We start from the raw sequence: 20,787 nt of genomic DNA on the forward strand, positions 1-20,787 counted from the left end.
ACCGGGTCACGGCCGGAGCCGTCCGCCGGGGGCCGTTATCTGCCCCGCCACACCGGGTTGCGCTTTTCGGCAAAGGCCCGCGCGCCTTCCTTCTGGTCCTGCGAGGCATACAGCGCATCGACGGTCGGAAACTGCCGTTTGGTGATCCGGTTCAGTGCGTCCTGAAAGGTCATGTCCTCGGCCTCGCGCACGATTTCCTTGATCGCCGCGTAAACCAGCGGCGGCCCCGAGGCCAGAAGATCGGCCATTGCGCGGGCGCGCGCCATCAGGTCGGCTGCCGGGTGCACATGGTTCACCAGCCCCCAGCGCGCCGCCTCTTCGGCGTCGATCCAGCGCCCGGTCAACAGCATCTCCATCGCGATGTGATAGGGAATGCGCTTTGGCAGACGGATGCTCGCCGCATCCGCCACGGTGCCCGAGCGAATTTCGGGCAGGGCAAAGGTCGCGTGATCCGCCGCCAGGATGATATCCGCCGACAGCGCCAGTTCCAGACCGCCGCCACAACAGATTCCGTTCACCGCCGCGATGACCGGCTTGCCCAGACCGCGCAGTTCCTGCAGGCCGCCGAAGCCGCCGACACCATAGTCGCCGTCCACCGCGTCACCGTCGGCAGCAGCCTTCAGATCCCAGCCGGGGCAAAAGAATTTCTCACCCGCGCCGGTGACAATCGCCACCCGCAGATCCGGGTCATCGCGAAAATCGCGGAACACCTCGCCCATGATCACGCTGGTCGCAAGGTCGATGGCATTGGCCTTGGGACGGTCGAGCGTGACTTCGAGCACGGCGCCGCGGCGCTGCTGTCTGACAGGTGTATCGCTCATCGTCCCTCTCCTCTGCGGATCAGCGCATCCACCGCCACGGCCCGGTCCGGCAAGGCGATCAGCGGGTTGATCTCGACTTCGGCAACCTGGCCCTGTGCCGCAATCACATAAGACTGCACCGCCAGCACCGCCGCGACAACCGCTTCGATGTCGACCGCCGCGCCGCCGCGGTAGCCCGCCAGCCGCGGCGCGATGCGCAGGCAGTTCAGCGCCGAGCGGATGTCGTCGGCATCCACCGGCAGCAGCCGTGACACGGTGTCGGCCCAAAGTTCGGTCAGAACGCCCCCGGCGCCCAGCGTCAGCACATAGCCATGTGCCGGGTCGGCCAGCACACCGATCAGCAGTTCCACCCCGTCCGCGATCTGTTCCTCGACCAGATACCCCGGCGCCGCCATCGCCTGCGCGGCCTCCTGCACCGCCTGCGCACCCTCCAGCCCCAGGACCACGCCTCCCTGTCCGCTCTTGTGTGCCATCCCCAGCGCCTTTAGCACCACCCTGCCCATGTTCCCGGCCGCGCGCGCCGCTGCTTCAGCGTCCCGCACCCGGTGGCTCACCGGCAGGTCCAGCCCCTCTGCGCCCAGTGCCGCCTTGGCCTCGCCCTCGTCCAGCAACCGCAGGTCCGCCTGATCCACAGGCAGGAACAGCGGCGCCGGGCGGGGCCAGACCGCGCCCAGGGTCACCGCCGCGCGCACGGCTTCCAGTCCGGCCTCAAGACCGCACAGCGGGATCAGCCCCAGCTTGATCAGGGACTGCGCCCGCGCCTCTGACATCGTGTCCGGAATTGACGAGATCACCGCCAGCGGCATGCCCACCTGTTCGCGGGCCTGCGCCGCCGCCGCGACCAACTGGTCCCAGGATGGCGCCGGGCAGCGATCTTCGCGCGGGAAATCCGCCACCAGCAGACTGAGCACCGCCGAGCCGCGCATCATGTCGGCGAACACCTCGGCCATCTTTTCGGTCTCGCCCCAGATGAACGTGTGATAATCCAGCGGATTGGACAGATGCACCATCGGCCCCAGCAATGCCCCGAGCCGGTCGCGCTGCACTTCGCTCAGCGGGGCGAACACCAGCCCCTGTTGTGCGGCGGCATCCGCCACCAGGCTGGCTTCGCCGCCCGAACAGGACATGCAGGCAATCTGGTTGACCGGCAGGGGTCCGGTGAAATGCAACAGCTTCAAGGTTTCGATCAGCGCCTCGAGCGAGCTGACCCGTACCATGCCCAACCGCGCGATCAGCGCCTCTGCTCCGGCGTCGCTGCCCGCTAGAGACGCCGTGTGGGACACTGCCGCGACCTGCGCCGCCTCGGAGCGTCCGGTCTTGAGCACCACCACAGGCTTGCCCAGGCGCTGTGCCTGACGGGCCAGCGCCTGCAACGCGTCGAGGTCGCCGAAGCCTTCGACATGCAGACCCAGCGCCGTGACCCGCTCGTCCGCCAGCAGGGCCGCACCGATCGCGGCCAGACCGGTCTGCGCCTGGTTGCCGGCCGTCGCAACATAGCCGATCGGCAGGCCGCGCGACTGCATGGTCAGGTTCAGCGCGATGTTCGAGCTTTGGGTCAGGATGGCCACGCCACGTGTCACGTGGGTCAGACCGTGGATATCGGGCCAGAGCGCCGCCCGGTCCAGCGCATTGATGAACCCGTAGCAATTGGGACCGATCACCGGCATCTCTCCGGCTGCGGACAACAGGCCGGCGTTCAGCATCCTGCCATCGCCGGTCTCGGAAAAACCGGAAGCAAAGCACACGGCCCCGCCCGCCTGCATCGCGGCCAGAGCGCGGACGACGTCGATCGTTGCCATCCGGTTGACACCGACGAAAGCGGCATCCGGTGCCCGCGGCAGATCTTCGACCCGGGTATAGGCCCGGACCCCCGCCACCTGAGCTGCCCTGGGATGCACCGGCCAGACGTCCCAGACATAGCCCATGCGCCGCAGCCCCTCGATCACGGCTTCACACCAGGCGCCGCCGCCGATCACAGCGATGGAACGGGGCTTTAGCAGGCGGGTCAAGGGTTGGGTCATTGCGGGTGTACAGGCCTGAAATACGCGCTTCGAACCCGAGCGCATGAATAATAGACAAAGTGAAGCAAGGGGTTACACCCCGACGCGCATCAAGGCCCGAAAATCTGCCCGACGCAAGACCCCAATATGGTGCGCTCAGGCACCAAGCGGGCGCAGCAGTTCCCGGCTGATGATGTGGCGCTGGATCTCGCTGGTTCCGTCCCAGATCCGCTCGACCCGGGCATCGCGCCAGAACCGTTCGATCGGCAGGTCGGCCATCAGCCCGACGCCGCCATGAATCTGCAGGGTGGCATCGGTGACGCGCGCCAGCATCTCGCTGGCGTAGAGCTTGGCCGATGCGATCTCGCGGTTGGCAGGAAGGCCCTGATCCAGACGCCAGGCCGCGGCCAGCGACAGCCAGTCCGCCGCATCAATTTCGGTAATCATATCAGCAATTTGAAAGCTCACCCCCTGGAACTTTCCAATCGGCTGGCCGAACTGTCTGCGCTCGGCGGCATAGGTCAGCGCGTGATCGAACACCCGCCGTGCCCGGCCAACCGCCATGGTCGCCACGGTGATCCGCGTGGCATAAAGCCATTCGTTCATCACCGCAAATCCACCGTCGACCGTACCCAGGACCTGGGCATCGGCCAGCCGACAGTCACTGAAATCCAGGATGCAATTCTTGTACCCGCGATGGCTCACACTGTGATAGCCGTCGCGCACTTCAAAGCCCGGCTGGCCACGGTCAACCAGAAAGCAGGTGAGGCGTTTCTTTGGTCCCTGTGGCGTTTCGTCCACACCTGTGGCGACAAAAACGATAAAAAAATCAGCATGATCCGCGCCAGAGATAAAGTGCTTGGACCCGTTTAGAACCCAGTCGCCCCCCAGACGCCGCGCTGTGCACTTCATGCCGCGCACATCCGACCCGGCCTCTGGTTCGGTCATGGCCAGCGCATCCATTTTCTCGCCGCGCACGGCCGGCAGCAAATAGCGTTCGCGCTGGTCCCCGGTGCAGGCCATCAGAATGTTCTGAGGACGGCCAAAGAAATGCGTCAGCGCCATCGACCCGCGCCCCAGTTCGCGCTCGACCAGGGCAAAATCGACATGTCCCAATCCGGCGCCGCCGACCTCTTCGGGAAAGTTCGCGGCATAAAAGCCCAGGTTCAACACCTTGCGCTTGATCTCGTGCGCGATTTCGGCCGGGACCTCGCCGGTACGCTCGACCAACTCTTCGTGCGGATAGATCTCGCGTTCGACAAAGTCCCGCACCGTCGAGACAATCAACTCCTGTTCGTCACTCAGTCCGAAATGCATGCGCTTGACCTTATGTGTGTGCGGCGGACAGCGCCGCAAGCCGCGCCGCCACCTCTGGCAATGGCGGGCAGGATTTGCGGGTCTCAAGGTTTACGTGCAGCAGGAACTGATCGCAGGTGGCCAGAAGTTCCGCATCAGAAACACGCCGCATCTCGTGGAAAAGACGCAGTTTCTTACCCTCGCCCAGGGTCACGCGGGTTGCAACGGCAAAGGCTTGCCCGGCAAGGGTTTCATTCAAGTAGCGGATCGTCGACTCGGCGGTGAAATAGCTGTTCCCGGCGGCGATGTAGGCGCGGTCCGCGCCGATATGGGTCATCACCTCTTCGGAAGCGTCCGAGAAAACCTGCCCGTAACGTCCCTCGTTCATGTGCCCGTTCACATCGGTCCAGTCGACAGGCACACTGCGGTTCTGGGTGATCAGCGGCACCGAATCCGCCAGCGGCGACCGAAGCGAATTTTCGTGATCAATGAGCAACTTGCCTGCGGCGGCGCCCTGTTGTTTCAGGGCGCGCATCATCGCGACAAGGTTGTCGTCACGCAAGGTTTCCAGATCACGGATCGACTTTCCACCGGCCTGCGCGTCGGATTGTTCCGCGATCAGCTCGACCAGATCCTCGGTAAATTCCGGAACGTCCGTCAACCTGCTCCAGGGCCACGCCAGACAGGGGCCGAATTGCGCCATGAAGTGTTTCATCCCGGCCTCGCCACCGGCCACACGGTAGGTTTCAAACAGGCCCATCTGCGCCCACCTCAGACCAAAGCCGTAACGGATTGCATTGTCTATCTCTTCTGTCGTCGCAATGCCGTCGCGCACCAGCCAGAGCGCCTCGCGCCAGACGGATTCGAGCAAGCGATCGGCAATATGGGCGTCGATCTCGGCCCGCACATGCAGCGGCGACATGCCGATAGATTTCAGTATTTCCTTAGCTTTATCAATATTTTCCGGCGGATTCTTCACGCTTGGCACCAGTTCTACCAGCGGCAGCAGGTACACCGGATTGAATGGATGCGCGACCATCAGGCGCGCCGCCAGATCCGGGTGATTTTCCTGCAATTGCGATGGCTTGAAGCCCGAGGTCGAGGATCCGACCAGGGCCTCCGGTGCGGCGTGCTCCATGATCTCGGCCAGGGCCTGATCCTTGATGGACAGCCGTTCCGGCACCGATTCCTGAATCCAGTGCGCGCCGCGAACCGCCTCGGCTATGGTCGCATGGTAGCTGATCGCACCGCCCGTCGGCAGCGGAGTGTCATACAGCATCGGCAGGCTGCGGCGGGCATTGTTCAGGACCGCGCCGATCTTGCGCTCTGCTTCGGGGTCCGGGTCAAAGATGCGCACGTCCCAGCCCATGAGGGCAAAGCGCGCCGCCCAGCCGCCTCCGATGACGCCACCGCCGATAATCGCTGCTGTCTTCATGGCACAAGTGTCTCCGTATGTCCGTCGATGGCCAGGATCTGGCCGGAAATCATCCGCGCCTGCGGCGAGGCAAGGTACAGCACCATGTCGGTCACGTCGCCGGGCGTGACCCAGCTGCGCATGGAAACACCTTTGACGTATTGCGCGCGCACCGCATCGGGTGCGAGGCCCGAAGCGGCGGCCTCCATCGCAACCACCCGCTCCATGCGCGCGCCCGTGACCGCACCGGGACAGATTGCGTTGACCCGCACTCCGGCCGGGCCCAATTCCATGGCCAGGGTCTTTGTCAGGCCCACAAGGCCCCATTTCGCGGTGGCATAGGGCGAGCGCAGCGGATAGCCCATCAGGCCGGCGGTCGACGCGGTGATCACGATCGCACCACCGCCCTGCGCCCGCATCAGACGCGCCGCCCAGCGACAGGTCAGGAACGTGCCACAGAGGTTCACATCCAGACAGGCTTTCCAGCCCGCATAGTCCAGGTCTTCGATGCGCCCGGCAGGCCCGCCGGTCCCGGCGTTGGCACAGACCACGTCGACCCCGCCCCAGGCCGCTTCGACATCCCCGAGAAAGGCGGTCATGCCGGCTTCGTCCGTGACATCCACCCGGGCCACGATCTGTCCCGGCAATGCGGCGGTGGTCGCCGCGACGGCGTCGGCATCGGCATCACACAGCGCCACCCGATCTCCGGCGGCGACAAAGGCCTCGGCCATGGCGCGACCCAGACCGCCGCCACCGCCCGTGATCAGCACCCGCCTCACCGGCCGACCAGACGGGCCAGATCGTAGCCGTACCACTCGAGGATCTCGCGGGCAGCGCGTATCCGGTCAGGGCTGCTGGCGGCGGTGCGGTCCATGATCCAGACCCGTTGGCCCATGGGATCGCCGATGGCGGCCGTGCGGTTGCCGACATCCAGCCAATGCACCCAGAGCGCCCCCTCGTCCGTCGCGTACCGTCCGGCCCCGCGGGGCAAAAAGGCGCTGTCACGGCTCTGGCCGCCGTGCCCGATCTGCATTCGGTCCGGGCCGATCCGGACTGTCGCCCCCGCGGGCAGCCCGGCCCCCTGCACCACAACCCAGTCACCGCCCAACCGGTCGCTGGTGACATCCGCCTGAGACGCGACCTGAGAGGCCGGGTCGCGCAGGCTGACGACGCTTGGCGGCGCGACCGGCGCTGCGGCGCAGGCCGAGAGCAGCAGAACCAGCGCCAGGGCTCTCATCGCGCCACCGGCGCGCGTTTGCTGAGGCCAAGCTTGGCGCGCACCTGTTGCGGCGTCATGAGTCGGGCCCCCATGCGTTCGACGATGCCGGCCGCGCGCTCGACCAGCTGCGCATTGGTGGCAAGGTCGCCCTTGCCAAGCCAGAGATTGTCCTCGAGCCCGACGCGGACATGTCCCCCGGCCAGAACCGTCGCGGCGGCATAGGCCATCTGGTGACGCCCAAGGCCAAAGGCGGAAAAGGTCCAGTCCGGCGGCACGTTGCTCACCATCGCCATGAATGTAGAGAGGTCATCCGGCGCGCCCCAGGGCACGCCCATGCACAGCTGCACCAGTGCCGGACTGTCGAGGACGCCTTCGTTCACCAATTGTTTTGCGAACCACAGGTGGCCGGTGTCAAAGGCTTCGATTTCGGGTTTCACCCCAAGGTCGGTCATCATCCGCCCCATGGCGCGCAGCATCCCCGGGGTGTTGGTCATCACATAATCCGCTTCGGCAAAGTTCATCGTGCCACAGTCCAGCGTGCAGATCTCGGGCAGGCACTCGGCGATATGCGCGACACGTTCGGATGCGCCCACCATATCGGTGCCCGCACCGCTGAGCGGCAGCGGCGATTCGACCGGACCAAAGGTGATGTCACCGCCCATGCCGGCCGTCAGGTTCAGAACCACATCGGTACCGCTGTCGCGGATGCGCTCTGTCACCTCGCGGTACAGATCCAGATGACGCGCGGGCGCGCCGGTGTCGGGATCGCGCACATGGCAGTGCACGATGGCGGCCCCGGCCTTTGCAGCCTCGATCGCGCTGTCGGCGATCTGCTGTGGCGAGCGCGGCACATGCGGGCTTCGGTCCTGGGTGGCACCCGAGCCGGTCACGGCGCAGGTGATGAAAACCTCTTGGCTCATGTTCAGCGGCATCGGACCCTCCTGTTGACAGCTTTCAACCTTGCCGCTGGCGCCGCGCCGCACCATGCGGTAAATGCCATTCTCATGCAGAAATCGACAGAAACCCCGATCACCATCACCTTTCTGCTGTTCGAGCGGTTTTCCAATCTTTGTCTGGCCAACTGTCTCGAGCCGATGCGCGCCGCGAACGGGTTCTTGCCGCGACCTGCCTACCGCTGGCGCTTTGCGACCATGGATGGCGGCCCGGTGCGCACCAGTTCGGATCTGCCGGTCCTGCCCGATGGGGCGCTGGCGGGGTCCGGGGCAACCGACCGGCTGTTTGTACTGGCGAGTTATGACCACCTGCGCCACGACACGGCGGAAACGCGCCGTGCCCTGGCGCGGGCCGGGCAGCGCGCCGGAGAGGTGGTGGGACTGGATGCCGGGGCCTGGCTGATGGCGGGGGCCGGACTTCTGCGCGACCGGCGCGCAACGATTCACTGGGACCTTTCCGAAGCGTTTGCCGAGCGTTTCCTCGACATCACGGTCGAACAGGTGCCGCATCTGCGCGACGGCGACCGGGTGACCTGCGCCGGGGCGATGGCGGCATTCGACCTGACCCGCGCGATGATCCGGACGGATCTGGGACAGGCCATCGCGCTGGATGTGGATGGTCTGTTCCTGAGCGAGCGGCCCGCGCCACAGGCGGCGGCCGTGCGCGGCGATCCCCTGGTCACGCGGGCGACAGCCTTGATGCGCAAACACCTTGAAGCGCCGCTGGCCCTGGACGCGTTGGCGCGGGCGCTTGGCACGTCGTCGCGGACCTTGACGCGACGCTGTCAGGGGGCGCTGAACCTGACGCCGGGCGCGCTCTACCGGCATTTGCGGCTGTCTGCGGCCCGTCAACTGGTGGAATCCTCGACCCTGCCGGTGTCGGAAATTGCACTGCGCTGCGGTTATGACGATCCCTCGGCCCTGACCCGTGCCTTCCGGACCAGATTTGGCCGGTCGCCGCAACAGATGCGCCAGGCACTGCCGGGCTGACCCGGACGGCTGTTCATTGCAAAGCTGCAATCCCGGGCCAGTTTTGCCGCAATCCTCTGCCAGCGTGACGACGTGCCGTTTCGGCACAACAACGGCAGGAAAGAGCCAAGCCATGCACCATTATGCAGGTGTCACCCAGGGCCGGACCGATGTCTCCAGGCATGACCGGCTGTTCTCTCTGATGGCGCAGACCCAGGTACAGGGGCACATCCTGCGAGAGGCAGAAGAGTATCGCGTTGTCTCGCCCGCATTTGCCCGGCTGCTCCAGACCCGCGCCCTGGACTCGCTGCGTCCCTATTCCGACGCGGCATCCTCCCTGGCGGCGACGCCGCGAAACCCGGTCGCCACGACAAACTTTTCCGAACTGTCCGCACGCGAGGCCGGCGGCTTCACGTTGGCGACCTTGGCAAAGCGCTGCTTGAGGATCTTCTGAAGCTCACCCTCGGCGCCGCCGGCCAGCACCTTGGCGGCAAAGGTGCCGCCCTCTTCCAAGACATCAAAGGCAAAATAGGCCGCCGCCTCGCAAAGCGAGATGATGCGCAAATGGTCGGTCTGCTTGTGTCCGGACGAGGACGCCGCCATGTCCGACATCACCACGTCGGCCTTGCCGCCCAGCCACGCCTTGACCTGTTCGTCGGCGCCTTCCGCCAGGAAATCCAGCACATGCAGGTCGGCACCGGGGATCTGGTCGACCTCTTGCAGGTCGATGCCCAGAACCGTGCCAACCGCCTTGCCGCTTTTCTCGCCCAACGCGTTGACCCGCTTGACCGCGACCTGACACCAGCCCCCCGGCGCGCATCCCAGATCGACCACCCGGGCACCCGGCACCAGAAAGCGGAACTTTTCATCCAGCTCCAGTATCTTGAAGGCGGCGCGGCCGCGATAGCCTTCGGCCTGGGCGCGCTTTACATAGGGGTCGTTCAACTGCCGCTGCAGCCACCGGGTCGAGCTGAGCGTGCGGCCGCGCGCGGTCTTGACCTTGACCTTCAATTCGCGCTGTCCGCGCCCTGAGGTGTTCTTTCCCGTGGGGTCTTTTGCCATCTGTCCGATCCGTTCTGTCGCAGCCAGACATAGGCCGCGGCGGCGGGCGGCGCTAGGGGTCGTCGGCCCGCCACGGCCCCGGAAGGGGAAAAAAGCTGCAGAAATGCGCCAGAAGCGCCCGATCCCCCACGACGGCCAGGCCGGGCACCTCTGAGGGTGCGACACCGCCATAGACTGCCTGCGCCAGCGCCGTGGGATCGTCGGCGGTGAGGTGCAGGTCGGCATCGTCCGCGTCACCGGCCGTGACGGTCAGCCTGGCGTTCTCGATCCGGGCGACATGCGGGCGGCCGCCAAGGTTCAGTTGCAGGGTCATCTCGATCCCCCGGGCGCGGTCGGGCGCGAACATCGTCTCGAATGACATCAGCACCGAAGCCGCGCTCATCGGTTTGCCCGGCACAAGGCCGGGAGAGCGTGCGGCCCAGCGTCCTAGCTGCATGATCAGCGGCTTCAGTTCCGCCCCCCAGCCGGTCAGGGCATAGACCGTGACCGAGGCGGGCGGCGGCAGGCTGCGGCGGCACAGAACCTGCGCGGCTTCCAGCTCGGACAGGCGGGTGGTCAGGGTGTTGGAGCTGACTCCCGGCAGCGCTGCCTTGAGATCAGAGAATCGCAATGGCCCCGGCACCAGTTCCCGCACGATCAGAAGCGCCCAGCGTTCACCGATGATTTCCAGAGCGTGGGCCGTCGCACAGCCGTCGTCATAAGGTTTTTTGCGTGCCATTCCGCCTGCTTGGTTTCCGGGTGAAATCTTTTAGTTGCTTTTTTGAACCGCAAGGATGTTAATTTGAACATAGCATCCATCAGGGAGGTTCCAATGGCCTATTTTGACATTTTTCTCGCCCCGGTTGCGAACAGCAAGCGCGCGGATTATCAGGCGTTTCTCGAAAAGACCCACAAGCAGTTTCTGGGATACGGCGCGCTTGAGGTGGCGGATCTGTGGGGTGACGATGTGCCGGACGGCAAGGTCACGTCGCTGCCGATGGCGGTAAAGCTTGCCGACGGCGAAAGCGTGGCGGCCGGATACGTGACCTGGCCATCGAAAGAGGTCCGCGATGCCGGCTGGGCCAAGTTGATGGCCGAAGAGCCGGGCGGTGCGCTGCCGTTTGACGGCAAGCGCATGACATTCGGCGGTTTTTCCGAAATGCTGATCTCGCGCGCCTGAGTCGGGGGCCGTCAGTACGGTCCCTCTTCCAGTACACCGTCCGCGGTCATCTGCGCGTACAGCAGACCTTCGCGCAGGCCGCGGTCGGCCACGGAAAGCCGGTCGGTCGGCCAGCAGCGCAGCAGCGCCTGCAGAATCGCCGCCCCCGACATGATCAGCGCCTGCCGGTCCTGCCCGATGCGCGGGTCGCGGCGCCGTCCTGCGGGACCCAGCTCCAGGTAGCGGTTGATCACCGTCTCGATCTGATCGCTGGTCATGCGCAGCCCGTCGACCTTGGTCCGGTCATAGCGCCGCAGCCCGAGATGCGAGGCGGCGACGGTCGTGACCGTGCCGCTGGTGCCGACGATCTGAAAACCTTCGCGGGTCTGTTCGTCCTTGTAGGGTGCGAATTCGGCGAGGTTTTCCTCGAAGTACCAGGACATCAGCGCATACCGCGCGGCATCGTCGTCCACATCCGAGAACTGGTCGCGCAAGGTCGCCACCCCGAGCGGCACCGAAATCCAGTCCACCACCTTGGCCGCGGGGAACGGGCTGTCGAGTTGATGGAACCCGGCGTGCAACCGCATGATCGCCTTGGGACGTTCGGCATTGGGAACCGATGACAGGTCGATCCAGACCAGTTCGGTCGAGCCGCCGCCGATGTCGACCACAAGCAGCTGCTCGGTCTTGATCGAGACCAGCGGCGCACAGGAAATCACCGCCAGACGGGCCTCTTCCTCGGGCTGGATGATTTCAAGCTGCAACCCCGCCTCGCGCCGGACCTGACGGATAAAGTCATGTGCATTGACGGCGCGCCGACAGGCCTCGGTCGCGACCAGGCGCATACGTTTGACATTGTGGCGGTTGATCTTCTGCTGACACACCTTCAGCGCCGCCACCGTGCGCCCCATCGAGGCACGGCTGAGACGGCCGCTTTTCTCAAGCCCGGCCCCAAGCTGGACGGATTTGGAAAAGCTGTCGATCACATGGAACTGACTGCCCTTTGGCTGGGCAATCAACATGCGGCAACTGTTCGTTCCCAGATCCAGCGCGGCATACAGCTCGGCAGGATCCGGTTTGTCGGGCGCGGGGCTCTCGACCGGTTTCGGGAATGCGCCCGCACCCGTGGGACGCTCTGGCGCCATTATTGTGCGCCTTCCGATATACAAGTTGCACTCAGGATACGCAGGCGCGCGGCGGGCTGCAAGTTTCTTGGCAGGTTCCATCACAAAGGATTGTCATAGTACCCCGAGAGATAACGATACTCAGTGTTCAGAAAGTCGCGGATCGCCCGGACGGTGCCGTATTTCAGATCGTCCAGTTCCAGTTGTGCCATGCTCTTGTTCGCGCGGGCCAGCGTCACCTTGCGACCGGAAATGCGCGTCAGATCACGGGCCAGATCCCCCATTTCCTCGGTGCGGTAGATGCGGTCGTAGCGCATCGGTTTCGGCCCCAGGAACAACTCTGCGCCCAGACAGTGATGTTTGATCACCGAAGACGCCTCGCAATAGGCGGAGAGGTTGGAAAAAAAGAAATCCGGGTCGGGGTCTTTGGGCAGGTCGATCCGGCCCCGCAGGATCTTGCGGCAATTGTGCAGCTCTTTCAGATCCACCACCCGGTTGGTGTAGGCAGAGATCAGCCGTCTCACCGGATCCCGGACCACTGCAAACCGGAAATAGTCCGGATACTCCTGCCAGCGGTGCGGCCGGAAACGCTGTGTCGGATAGATGCCGTGCCAGGTATCGATGCCGATCTCGGATTTTGGCGGCAGGGTCACGTCCGGGTCGAGGCGCGCCAATGCAGCCTTGACCGACGAACACCCGGCCTTGGGAAGCGCCATATAGGCGATTTTATGTGCCGTGATCGCGATGACCATATGCCTGCCCGCTGCGTTTTCGACAGGCTACAGCCGAATGTCCGGCCTGACAATGAACCGGCCAAGATGAAAATCGTTCAACTTGACCCTGAACCGTTTTCCAGTCCGGCGCGGTGGTGCCGCTGCGCCAACTCGCTTAGGGTCCGGCGCATCACCTGCGTCGCGGAAAGCGTCGCATCCGTCGAAATCTGCCCCTTTGGTGCCGCATGTCGCGGCTACACAGGCTGCACCGGAACTATTGGGAATCATCCATGCCCGACGTCACCATTGTCTACTGGCGCGACATCCCGGCCCAGGTCATCGTTGGCCGCGGCCGCAGCGGCGCCAAGGTGCAGTTGGCCGAACGCTTCGAGCAGGCCATCGACCGCGCCGCGATGAAGACCGGCGCGGCGGGCACGGATGAATACCTCGCGGAATGGCGCAAGGCCGCTTCTTACCCGGTCGAGGGCACGCCCTCGGAAATCGCACGCTCCGAAGCCGACAGGCTTGAGGCGGAATATGATCAGGACCGTATCAAGGCACTGATCGCAAACAACGGGTGGGCCTGAGGGCCTTGCGACTGAAGGAGGCCGTGATGGCGCTGTTGAACTTCAAGAGACGGGACACTGTTCCGATGACCGCGAACGGTCAGGTGGAAAGCTTTCTGCAGGATTATTCCATCGAGGTGATGCCGCGCACTGCCGAAAAGGTCGCGGATTTCCGCGCACTGCTGCCGCAGGGCACCCGGGTCTACATCGCCCATATCGACGGCACTCCGATCGAGGACATGGTGGCGACCGCCCGGCGCCTGAACGCCGACGGGTATCAGGTGATGCCGCATTTCCCGGCGCGCATCATCAAGGACCGCGCCACTCTGGCCGACTGGATCGCGCGCTATCAGGGCGAGGCGGACGTGCGCCAGGCCCTGTTGCTGGCGGGCGGCGTCGCGACCCCGCAGGGCACCTTTGAAAATTCGATGCAGCTGATGGAATCCGGGTTGTTCGATGCGGCCGGCTTCACCCGCCTGCACGTCGCCGGCCACCCCGAGGGCAGCCGGGACATCGACCCGGACGGCGGCGACCGCGCCGTGATGCAGGCGCTGCACTGGAAACAGGCTTTTTCCGAGCGCACCGATGCCGAGATGGCGTTGGCCACACAGTTCTGTTTTGACGCGGACCCGGTCATCGCCTGGGCCGAGGGCCTGAAGGCCGCGGGCATCACCCTGCCTGTTCATGTCGGGATCGCCGGACCGGCGAAATTGCAGACCCTGATCCGGTTTGCCATTGCCTGCGGAGTCGGCCCCTCGCTGAAAGTGCTGCAGAAACGGGCGATGGACGTGACCAAGCTGCTGCTGCCCTACGAGCCGACCGAGGTTCTGTCCAGGCTGGCAGCGCACAAGGCGGCCTGTCCCGACAGCAATATCGCGCAGGTGCATTTCTTTCCGCTGGGCGGCATTGCAACCAATGCGGAATGGGCAATTGCCAACGGGGGTGCCGCCGGGGTACCTGCTGCGCGACAGGGCTGACGCAGGCCCCGGGAACGGATCGGACTTTCATGACGCTGGCATTGCTCTTCGACCTTGACGGCACACTTGTGCACACCGATCCGCTGCATGCCGCCGTCTTTGCCAGCTTGTTCGCCGACGCCGGGCGCGTGATCGACGAAGGGTTCTATCTGCGTGAAATACACGGTCGGCAGAACCTTGATATCTTTGCCGAACATTTTCCCGAGGAAGACGCGCAGGCAATGAGCGATGCCAAGGAAGCATCCTTCCGGGCCCTGCTGGGCGATTCCGCACAGCCGATGCCCGGAATCACCGCCCTGCTGGACCGGGCCGAAGCCGAAGGCTGGCCGGTCGCCGTGGTGACCAACGCACCGCGCGACAATGCCGACGCCATGCTGACTGCCATCGGGCTGGCCCCCCGCCTGCCCGTTCGCGTCATCGGCGACGAATGCGCGCGCGGCAAACCCGACCCGGCGCCCTATGCGGCGGCGATGGCTTTGCTGAAGGTCGCGCCCGACCAGTGCATCGCCTTCGAGGACAGCCCCTCGGGCCTGCGGTCCGCCCGGGGTGCCGGCGCCTTTGCCATAGGACTGCGGTCGTCGCTGACCGACGCGGCACTGCTGGACGCGGGCGCCCATGTCACCATCGCGGATTTTTCCGACCCCATCCTGCCGGCGCTTCTGGCCCGGCGTATCCCGTCCCAAGGAGCTTTCTCTGCATGACCCGCACCATCGTCGAGTCCAAGACCAAGACCGCCATCATCGGCTTTGACCAGCCCTTCTGCGTGATCGGAGAGCGGATCAACCCGACTGGCCGCAAGATCCTGGCCGCAGAGCTTGAGCAGGACGATTTTTCCCGGGTCGAGGCGGATGCCATCGCTCAGGTCGCCTGCGGCGCCACCATGCTGGACGTGAATTCCGGCGCGGTGTTCTCGAACAAGATGGCCGAAGATCCGCGCTATGCCGACAACAACTTTGTCGAACCGATGCTGATGCCCGAACTGATCCGCCGGGTGCAGGCGGTGGTCGACGTGCCGCTGTGCATCGACAGTTCGGTGCCGGGCGCGTTGCAGGCGGGTCTCGAGGCCTGCGAGGGTCGGCCGCTGCTGAATTCCGTCACCGGCGAGGAAGAGCGGCTGGAACTGGTGCTGCCGCTGGTCAAGAAATACAACGTTCCCGTCGTCGCGATCAGCAACGACGACACCGGCATCTCCGAAGATCCAGAGGTGCGTTTCGCCGTTGCCAAGAAGATCGTGCAGCGGGCGGCGGACTTCGGCATTCCGGCGCATGACATCGTGGTCGACCCGCTGGTGATGCCGATCGGTGCCATGGGCACCGCCGGGCTTCAGGTGTTCACGCTGGTACGCCGCCTTCGCGAGGAACTGGGCGTGAACACCACCTGCGGTGCGTCCAACATCAGCTTTGGCCTGCCCAACCGCCACGGCATCAACAACGCCTTCCTGCCGATGGCGATGGCCGCCGGCATGACCAGCGCCATCATGAACCCGGTCGGACTGCCGGTGCCGCCCACAAAAATCGCTGAAAAGCGCGCGGCGGTCGAGGCGGCAGGCATCATGCTGCCACCGGACATGGATGACGAGACATTCTGCCAGATGTTCGGGCTGGGCAGCACCAGACCCCGGCCGGGCAAGGAAATGGAGGCGATCCGCGCCGCCAACTTCCTGACCGACAACGACGCCTCGGGTGCGCAGTGGATCATGTTCAACCGCGACCCCAATGCCGCAGACGGTGGCGCGGGCGGGCGGCGTTCCGGCGGGCGGCGTCGGCGCGGCTGAGCGGTTTCAGCACCCCCTGAAGGCCGGGCCGCTCACAGCGGTCCGGTCGCGCGGTCCTTGGCCGGTACCGGACGCCACGGGGTAACCGGACACCACGGCGCGCGCCTCAGCACCGGGTCTTGCAGAGGTTTTCGCAGGGAATGCCATCCTTGTCGCCGTCCCGTTTGCTTTGCCCGCATTGCAGCAGCTTGTAACAGGCCTCGGCACAAGAGCTGAGCTGCTTGCAACTCAGATCCCGGCAATCGAATGCCTGTGCCAGACGGATCGCCGCCAGCCGGTCGGCAAAGTCCGCCTCCGGCGCGGCCAGGGCCGGGCATGCGGTCAGAGCGAGGCAGATCAGGGATAACCTCGGCATCGCGACTCCGTCCGGCCAATGTTAACGAATGGTTAAGATCTGCGCCCGCGCCCGACACAAGGCAAGCCTAATCAACGTCCGCCGGTTCGGCCTTCTGCGCCAGCGCCCAGGCACAGACCGGAAAATCCTCTTCGTTGTCCAGCCGGTCGGTTTCCGGATAGTAGACCGGCGGAAACGGCCCCACGACGTTGCGCATCCCGGCCCAGCGGTTGCCCCACTGATCCGCGACGATGTCCTCTTCGGCGAAACCGCATTCGATCAGGAGATTCTTCAATCCCCGGGCCGACCAGCGCGAGTTGTCGACCGGGGCGGCATGCAGCGGGACGAAGAACGGCACCGCCAGCCAGAAGAACCCGCCGGGCTTGAGCGAGGCAAGGACATGCTTTGTCGCCGCATAGGGCCGGTCGAGGTGCTCCCAGACCTGATCCGCCATGATCAGGTCGAACTGCCGTCCCGTGCCCTCCTGCTCGCCCAGCGGGGCGGCACAGATGTCATACTCGGGATAATGAAAGACCTTGTAGCTGCGGAACGGGAAGTTCTTGCCGGAGCTCCCGGAAATCTCGGCCGTGTCCAGCCCTTCCGGACCCAGCGCGCGAATCCAGGTGCGACTGCTCTTGGACATGACAATACGGTTGATGCTGGCCATCTGGGATTCCCTCTATACGTGCATGACACCCTGCCACGCCCGGAAGAGCATGGAAACCGCCCGAAATCACAAGCCGCCCACACCGGGCGCGAAAGCCGCACCCGCTTCACTCCGGCTGCGTTGTGGCTCACCTTATGGTGACGCCGCCGACACATCCCTTGCAGCCGGCCCGGCCAGGCCACATTCTGTACCCAACACCGCCGCTGCCCGGCGCTCCGCTGCAAGGATGTCTCATGCCGACCGAACGCCTCACCTTTCCGGGTCACTCCGGTGACCCCCTGTCGGCACGCCTGGATCTGCCGGACGGGCCGCATCTTGCGACCGCGCTCTTTGCGCACTGCTTCACCTGTTCCAAGGACATCCCGGCGGCCCGGCGGATCTCTGCCCGGCTGGCGGCGATGGGCATTGCCGTTCTGCGCTTCGACTTCACCGGCCTGGGCCATTCGCAGGGCGAGTTCGCCAACACCACCTTCACCTCGAATGTCGGCGATCTGCGCGCCGCCGCAGCCCTGCTTGTCGACCGCGGCATGGCGCCGACCTTGCTGATCGGCCATTCGCTGGGCGGTGCCGCAATCCTGCGTGCCGCCCCTGACATCCCGTCAGCCAGGGCGGTGGTCACCCTGGGCGCACCGTTCGATCCCGGACATGTCACCCACAATTTCGGCGAGGCTCTCGACACCATCCGCCGCGACGGCAGCGCCCCGGTGTCGCTGGGCGGCCGGTCTTTCACCATCACCGACAGTTTCCTCCGCGATGTCGAAGCCGCCGAGCTTGCGCCGGTCATTGCACATCTGAAGAAGGCGCTGCTGGTGCTGCATGCCCCGCGGGATGCAACCGTGGACATCTCGAACGCATCACAGATCTTTACCGCCGCGCGGCACCCCAAAAGCTTTGTCACGCTCGACGGTGCAGACCACCTGATCAGCGTCCCCCGGGATGCCGAATACGCTGCCAATGTCATCGCCGCCTGGGCCGGGCGCTATCTGGACCTGACACCGCCGGCACCGCCCATCGGCGCCCCCGAAGGCGTCATCCGGGTGTCCGAAGCCGACCCCGACGGCTTCCTGCAGGATGTGCAGTCGGGTCCGCATCACCATACGCTGGCGGACGAGCCCAAGGCCTATGGCGGCACCAACCGCGGCATGTCCCCCTACGGCTTTGTCGCCGCCGGTCTGGGGGCCTGTACCTCGATGACCATCCGGATGTACGCCCGGCGCAAGGGCTGGCCGTTGAAGCAGGTGCGTGTCGAAGTCTGCCACGACAAGGTGCATGCTCAGGATGCGGACCCCGGAGCCGAGGCGAAGATTGATGTCTTCCGCCGGCGGATCATGCTGGACGGCCCGCTTGACGGCGCACAGCGCCAGCGGCTGCTGGAAATCGCCGACAAATGTCCGGTCCACCGCACTCTGGAAACCAGCGCCCGGGTGGAAACCGAACTGGTCTGACCCCAAGCGGTTTCTTCTCTTTCCAAATACTCATCGCCGAGGCCGCCACCGCCGCCACGCCGCGGCGAACGGGCAACCGAGACACCGGCGCCTGAACCCTGCCCGCGGCAGGGCATCACTCTGCCTCACGCCTTCGGGTCATCGCCGGCAGCGGCGCCTGACGCCTGCGCGCCCCCCGTTTGCGGCACATATTCGGTCTCCATGCGATAGCACTTGCGTGGACCGGACACCTCCCAGGTGCTGCGCCAACAGGGCCAGTCGGAAAAATCATAGCCAACGTCATACTGGTCCGGGTCACACCAATGCGCCGCCGAGGCGACGCCGGAATCCGGAACAAACGCATGAAACGCCCGGCCATCGGCGAACAGCACGGCGATGCCGTCGGCGCTGGCCCGCCACAGATAACGCCGGTGGCCGTCCAGCGGGGCCTGTCCGGGCAGAAACAGACGGATCTGCTCGTCATAGACCAGACCCGTGGCCGCCGGTTTCAGAACCGCCTGCCCGTCTGCCTGCACAACCTGCCCGGCGCGCCGGTCATCAATCCGGCGGCGGATCCGCCACGACCCGACAAAATCCAGCAGTTCCAAAGCGCTCATACCGCGATCATCTCCACCTGTCCCACCGATACCGGCCCCTCGCCGTGCAACGCAATCCTGCCGTTGGCCCCGGGCCACGCAGTCCGCGCCCCCGTCCGCGTGCCCGTCCGCGCGCCTGTCTCCGCCCCCGCCCTTGTCGCTGAGGCAGGCGCAGTCTATGACCGCACGGAACGTCCTCACAAGCCACGAAAGGATCGCTGCCAATGATCCCCCGCTATTCCCGTCCCGACATGGTTGCCATCTGGGAACCCGCCACCAAGTTCCGCATCTGGTACGAAATCGAGGCACATGCCTGCGACGCCCAGGCCAATCTCGGCGTGATTCCCCAAGCCAGCGCCGACGCGGTGTGGAAAGCCCGCGACGTGGAATTCGATGTGGCCCGCATCGACGAGATCGAAGCCGTCACCAAACATGACGTCATCGCCTTTCTCACCCATCTCGCCGAACACATCGGCTCGACCGAGGCGCGCTTTGTCCACCAGGGCATGACGTCGTCGGATGTTCTGGACACCACCTTCAACGTCCAGCTGGTGCGCGCGACCGACATCCTGCTTGCGGGCGTCGACCGCGTTCTGGCGGCGTTGAAAACCCGCGCCCACGAGCACAAGGACACGGTCCGCATCGGGCGCAGCCACGGCATTCACGCCGAACCGACCACCATGGGCCTGACCTTCGCGCGGTTTTACGCCGAGATGGACCGCAACAAGAACCGGCTGGAAAAAGCCAGGTGGGAAATCGCAACCGGGGCCATCTCCGGCGCTGTCGGCACCTTTGCCAACATCGACCCGGCCGTCGAAGAGCATGTCTGCGACAAGCTGGGCCTGCGTCCCGAACCGATCAGCACCCAGGTGATTCCGCGCGACCGCCACGCAATGTTCTTTGCCACGCTCGGCGTCATCGCCTCGAGCATCGAAAACATCGCCACCGAGATCCGGCACATGCAGCGCACCGAGGTGCTGGAGGCCGAAGAGTTCTTTTCGGCCGGGCAGAAAGGCTCGTCGGCGATGCCGCACAAGCGCAACCCGGTGCTGACCGAGAACCTTACCGGACTGGCCCGCCTTGTGCGCATGTCCGTCGTCCCGGCGATGGAGAACGTGGCCCTCTGGCACGAGCGCGACATCTCGCATTCCTCGGTTGAGCGGGCCATCGGTCCCGACACGACCATCACCCTGGATTTTGCACTGCACCGTCTGGCGGGCGTGATCGAAAAGCTGGTGATCTATCCAGACAACATGCTGGCGAACATGAACAAGTTCCGCGGACTGGTGATGTCACAGCGGGTTCTGCTGGCGCTGACCCAGGCCGGTGTCAGCCGCGAGGACAGTTACAGGCTGGTGCAGCGCAACGCGATGAAGGTCTGGGAACAGGGCGCGGATTTCAAGACCGAACTGCTGGCCGACGCCGAGGTGACCGCGGCATTGAGCCCGGCGCAGATCGAGGAAAAATTCGATCTCGGCTACCACACCAAACACGTCGACACGATCTTTGCCCGGGTGTTCGGCAAGGCGTGAGCCAGCGTCCGGACGGGGCTGCGGCCCCGTCCCCGACAGTCTCCTGTTCCAGCGGCAAGGCTGCGAATGTTTCGGGAAATCAGCGCCTGCCCCCGGCCTCGCGGATTTGTGAATGACACTGCTGCCGGAAATTCATTTTCCGTGTTACGCTCGGGTTTCAACCACCGGAGGGAATTGATGAAGCTAAAAACACTTCTCACGGCATCAC

The 20,787-nt window shown here is 65.1% G+C and carries 22 protein-coding genes; 8 read left to right on the plus strand and 14 right to left on the minus strand.

Translation table 11 applies throughout. The annotated features are described in order from the left end of the window. Positions 1-35: 35 nt before the first annotated feature. The 7 genes from FOY53_RS03480 to bcoG form a co-directional block, all read right to left on the minus strand. The gene (locus FOY53_RS03480; RefSeq protein WP_146585770.1) at positions 36-821 is read right to left on the minus strand and encodes a carnitinyl-CoA dehydratase; all 786 of its coding nucleotides are present in this window, start codon (positions 819-821) and stop codon (positions 36-38) included. Beyond that, the gene (locus tag FOY53_RS03485) at positions 818-2,830 is read right to left on the minus strand and encodes an acetate--CoA ligase family protein (protein ID WP_342783956.1); all 2,013 of its coding nucleotides are present in this window, start codon (positions 2,828-2,830) and stop codon (positions 818-820) included. Before FOY53_RS03485 ends, FOY53_RS03480 begins: the two co-directional genes overlap by 4 nt. A 147-nt stretch (positions 2,831-2,977) precedes the next feature. Further along, positions 2,978-4,138 (minus strand): acyl-CoA dehydrogenase family protein, encoded by a 1,161-nt coding sequence (locus FOY53_RS03490; RefSeq protein ID WP_146585775.1) that lies wholly within the window; start codon positions 4,136-4,138, stop codon positions 2,978-2,980. A gap of 10 nt (positions 4,139-4,148) precedes the next feature. Continuing rightward, positions 4,149-5,552 carry a carnitine 3-dehydrogenase gene (locus tag FOY53_RS03495; protein ID WP_146585777.1) on the minus strand — a complete coding sequence of 468 codons (1,404 nt, stop codon included), beginning with the start codon at positions 5,550-5,552 and terminating at the stop codon, positions 4,149-4,151. Continuing rightward, the gene (locus FOY53_RS03500) at positions 5,549-6,310 is read right to left on the minus strand and encodes an SDR family oxidoreductase (RefSeq protein ID WP_146585780.1); all 762 of its coding nucleotides are present in this window, start codon (positions 6,308-6,310) and stop codon (positions 5,549-5,551) included. The genes FOY53_RS03495 and FOY53_RS03500 overlap by 4 nt, the downstream gene beginning before the upstream one ends. Then, positions 6,307-6,768, minus strand: coding sequence for a lipocalin family protein (locus FOY53_RS03505; RefSeq protein ID WP_146585782.1), 462 nt, complete (start codon positions 6,766-6,768; stop codon positions 6,307-6,309). Before FOY53_RS03505 ends, FOY53_RS03500 begins: the two co-directional genes overlap by 4 nt. Then, a complete protein-coding gene (bcoG, locus tag FOY53_RS03510) occupies positions 6,765-7,682 on the minus strand; it encodes a 3-dehydrocarnitine:acetyl-CoA trimethylamine transferase BcoG (protein ID WP_146585784.1) in 918 nt (305 codons plus the stop codon). Before bcoG ends, FOY53_RS03505 begins: the two co-directional genes overlap by 4 nt. A gap of 12 nt (positions 7,683-7,694) precedes the next feature. On the opposite strand from bcoG, the gene FOY53_RS03515 reads away from it, so the two are divergent. Continuing rightward, on the plus strand, positions 7,695-8,693 hold the full coding sequence (locus FOY53_RS03515; protein ID WP_246107268.1) for a GlxA family transcriptional regulator: 999 nt from the start codon (positions 7,695-7,697) through the stop codon (positions 8,691-8,693). A 294-nt stretch (positions 8,694-8,987) separates the two neighbouring features. Here the strand turns inward: FOY53_RS03515 and FOY53_RS03520 are convergent, their stop codons facing one another. Beyond that, entirely contained in the window at positions 8,988-9,734 is a 747-nt protein-coding gene (locus tag FOY53_RS03520; RefSeq protein WP_146585787.1) for an RlmE family RNA methyltransferase, read from the minus strand. 52 nt (positions 9,735-9,786) lie between these two features. Beyond that, positions 9,787-10,452 carry a winged helix-turn-helix transcriptional regulator gene (locus tag FOY53_RS03525; protein ID WP_146585789.1) on the minus strand — a complete coding sequence of 222 codons (666 nt, stop codon included), beginning with the start codon at positions 10,450-10,452 and terminating at the stop codon, positions 9,787-9,789. A 93-nt stretch (positions 10,453-10,545) separates the two neighbouring features. Here FOY53_RS03525 and FOY53_RS03530 point away from each other — a divergent pair, with 93 nt between their 5' ends. Continuing rightward, complete coding sequence (locus tag FOY53_RS03530; RefSeq protein WP_146585791.1) at positions 10,546-10,893, plus strand: DUF1428 domain-containing protein; 348 nt, start codon at positions 10,546-10,548, stop codon at positions 10,891-10,893. Positions 10,894-10,904: 11 nt separating this feature from the next. On the opposite strand, the gene FOY53_RS03535 is transcribed toward FOY53_RS03530, so the two are convergent. Continuing rightward, positions 10,905-12,017, minus strand: a complete 1,113-nt coding sequence (locus tag FOY53_RS03535; RefSeq protein ID WP_146585793.1) for a Ppx/GppA phosphatase family protein — start codon at positions 12,015-12,017, stop codon at positions 10,905-10,907. 80 nt (positions 12,018-12,097) lie between these two features. Further along, a complete protein-coding gene (locus tag FOY53_RS03540) occupies positions 12,098-12,748 on the minus strand; it encodes a sulfotransferase family 2 domain-containing protein (protein WP_146585795.1) in 651 nt (216 codons plus the stop codon). Positions 12,749-12,999: 251 nt separating this feature from the next. Between FOY53_RS03540 and FOY53_RS03545 the strand changes: the two genes are divergently transcribed. Genes FOY53_RS03545 through FOY53_RS03560 form a run of 4 tightly spaced genes read left to right on the plus strand, consistent with a single transcriptional unit; the run spans position 13,000 to position 16,026 of the window. Further along, positions 13,000-13,296 carry a virulence factor gene (locus FOY53_RS03545; RefSeq protein WP_146585797.1) on the plus strand — a complete coding sequence of 99 codons (297 nt, stop codon included), beginning with the start codon at positions 13,000-13,002 and terminating at the stop codon, positions 13,294-13,296. Between the two features lie 26 nt (positions 13,297-13,322). Beyond that, entirely contained in the window at positions 13,323-14,252 is a 930-nt protein-coding gene (locus tag FOY53_RS03550) for a methylenetetrahydrofolate reductase (protein WP_146585798.1), read from the plus strand. 29 nt (positions 14,253-14,281) lie between these two features. Beyond that, the gene (locus FOY53_RS03555; protein WP_146585800.1) at positions 14,282-14,953 is read left to right on the plus strand and encodes an HAD family hydrolase; all 672 of its coding nucleotides are present in this window, start codon (positions 14,282-14,284) and stop codon (positions 14,951-14,953) included. Next, positions 14,950-16,026, plus strand: a complete 1,077-nt coding sequence (locus FOY53_RS03560; protein WP_146585802.1) for a methyltetrahydrofolate cobalamin methyltransferase — start codon at positions 14,950-14,952, stop codon at positions 16,024-16,026. The genes FOY53_RS03555 and FOY53_RS03560 overlap by 4 nt, the downstream gene beginning before the upstream one ends. Before the next feature lie 106 nt (positions 16,027-16,132). On the opposite strand, the gene FOY53_RS03565 is transcribed toward FOY53_RS03560, so the two are convergent. Beyond that, the gene (locus FOY53_RS03565; protein WP_146585804.1) at positions 16,133-16,381 is read right to left on the minus strand and encodes an excalibur calcium-binding domain-containing protein; all 249 of its coding nucleotides are present in this window, start codon (positions 16,379-16,381) and stop codon (positions 16,133-16,135) included. 67 nt (positions 16,382-16,448) lie between these two features. Continuing rightward, positions 16,449-17,027: a methyltransferase domain-containing protein gene (locus FOY53_RS03570; RefSeq protein ID WP_146585806.1), complete on the minus strand. Its 579-nt coding sequence runs from the start codon at positions 17,025-17,027 to the stop codon at positions 16,449-16,451. A 233-nt stretch (positions 17,028-17,260) separates the two neighbouring features. Here FOY53_RS03570 and FOY53_RS03575 point away from each other — a divergent pair, with 233 nt between their 5' ends. Next, positions 17,261-18,472 carry a bifunctional alpha/beta hydrolase/OsmC family protein gene (locus FOY53_RS03575; RefSeq protein WP_146585808.1) on the plus strand — a complete coding sequence of 404 codons (1,212 nt, stop codon included), beginning with the start codon at positions 17,261-17,263 and terminating at the stop codon, positions 18,470-18,472. A gap of 125 nt (positions 18,473-18,597) precedes the next feature. Here the strand turns inward: FOY53_RS03575 and FOY53_RS03580 are convergent, their stop codons facing one another. Further along, a complete protein-coding gene (locus tag FOY53_RS03580; RefSeq protein WP_146585810.1) occupies positions 18,598-19,068 on the minus strand; it encodes a DUF6314 family protein in 471 nt (156 codons plus the stop codon). Between the two features lie 203 nt (positions 19,069-19,271). On the opposite strand from FOY53_RS03580, the gene purB reads away from it, so the two are divergent. Further along, positions 19,272-20,579: an adenylosuccinate lyase gene (gene purB, locus FOY53_RS03585; protein ID WP_146585812.1), complete on the plus strand. Its 1,308-nt coding sequence runs from the start codon at positions 19,272-19,274 to the stop codon at positions 20,577-20,579. Positions 20,580-20,787: the final 208 nt, after the last annotated feature.

It is taken from the genome of Puniceibacterium confluentis (assembly GCF_007923445.1).
Taxonomy (GTDB): Bacteria; Pseudomonadota; Alphaproteobacteria; order Rhodobacterales; family Rhodobacteraceae; genus Puniceibacterium; species Puniceibacterium confluentis.

What these genes read in the sequence shown, in the direction of transcription:
- FOY53_RS03480 (WP_146585770.1), bottom strand. Translation starts at nt 821, where the DNA reads ATGAGCGATACACCTGTCAGACAGCAGCGCCGCGGCGCCGTGCTCGAA.
- FOY53_RS03550 (WP_146585798.1), top strand. Translation starts at nt 13,323, where the DNA reads ATGGCGCTGTTGAACTTCAAGAGACGGGACACTGTTCCGATGACCGCG.
- FOY53_RS03580 (WP_146585810.1), bottom strand. Translation starts at nt 19,068, where the DNA reads ATGAGCGCTTTGGAACTGCTGGATTTTGTCGGGTCGTGGCGGATCCGC.
- FOY53_RS03555 (WP_146585800.1), top strand. Translation starts at nt 14,282, where the DNA reads ATGACGCTGGCATTGCTCTTCGACCTTGACGGCACACTTGTGCACACC.
- FOY53_RS03565 (WP_146585804.1), bottom strand. Translation starts at nt 16,381, where the DNA reads ATGCCGAGGTTATCCCTGATCTGCCTCGCTCTGACCGCATGCCCGGCC.
- FOY53_RS03530 (WP_146585791.1), top strand. Translation starts at nt 10,546, where the DNA reads ATGGCCTATTTTGACATTTTTCTCGCCCCGGTTGCGAACAGCAAGCGC.
- FOY53_RS03575 (WP_146585808.1), top strand. Translation starts at nt 17,261, where the DNA reads ATGCCGACCGAACGCCTCACCTTTCCGGGTCACTCCGGTGACCCCCTG.
- purB (WP_146585812.1), top strand. Translation starts at nt 19,272, where the DNA reads ATGATCCCCCGCTATTCCCGTCCCGACATGGTTGCCATCTGGGAACCC.
- FOY53_RS03505 (WP_146585782.1), bottom strand. Translation starts at nt 6,768, where the DNA reads ATGAGAGCCCTGGCGCTGGTTCTGCTGCTCTCGGCCTGCGCCGCAGCG.
- FOY53_RS03560 (WP_146585802.1), top strand. Translation starts at nt 14,950, where the DNA reads ATGACCCGCACCATCGTCGAGTCCAAGACCAAGACCGCCATCATCGGC.
- FOY53_RS03545 (WP_146585797.1), top strand. Translation starts at nt 13,000, where the DNA reads ATGCCCGACGTCACCATTGTCTACTGGCGCGACATCCCGGCCCAGGTC.
- FOY53_RS03525 (WP_146585789.1), bottom strand. Translation starts at nt 10,452, where the DNA reads ATGGCACGCAAAAAACCTTATGACGACGGCTGTGCGACGGCCCACGCT.
- FOY53_RS03495 (WP_146585777.1), bottom strand. Translation starts at nt 5,552, where the DNA reads ATGAAGACAGCAGCGATTATCGGCGGTGGCGTCATCGGAGGCGGCTGG.
- FOY53_RS03540 (WP_146585795.1), bottom strand. Translation starts at nt 12,748, where the DNA reads ATGGTCATCGCGATCACGGCACATAAAATCGCCTATATGGCGCTTCCC.
- FOY53_RS03535 (WP_146585793.1), bottom strand. Translation starts at nt 12,017, where the DNA reads ATGGCGCCAGAGCGTCCCACGGGTGCGGGCGCATTCCCGAAACCGGTC.
- FOY53_RS03570 (WP_146585806.1), bottom strand. Translation starts at nt 17,027, where the DNA reads ATGGCCAGCATCAACCGTATTGTCATGTCCAAGAGCAGTCGCACCTGG.
- FOY53_RS03520 (WP_146585787.1), bottom strand. Translation starts at nt 9,734, where the DNA reads ATGGCAAAAGACCCCACGGGAAAGAACACCTCAGGGCGCGGACAGCGC.
- FOY53_RS03490 (WP_146585775.1), bottom strand. Translation starts at nt 4,138, where the DNA reads ATGCATTTCGGACTGAGTGACGAACAGGAGTTGATTGTCTCGACGGTG.
- bcoG (WP_146585784.1), bottom strand. Translation starts at nt 7,682, where the DNA reads ATGCCGCTGAACATGAGCCAAGAGGTTTTCATCACCTGCGCCGTGACC.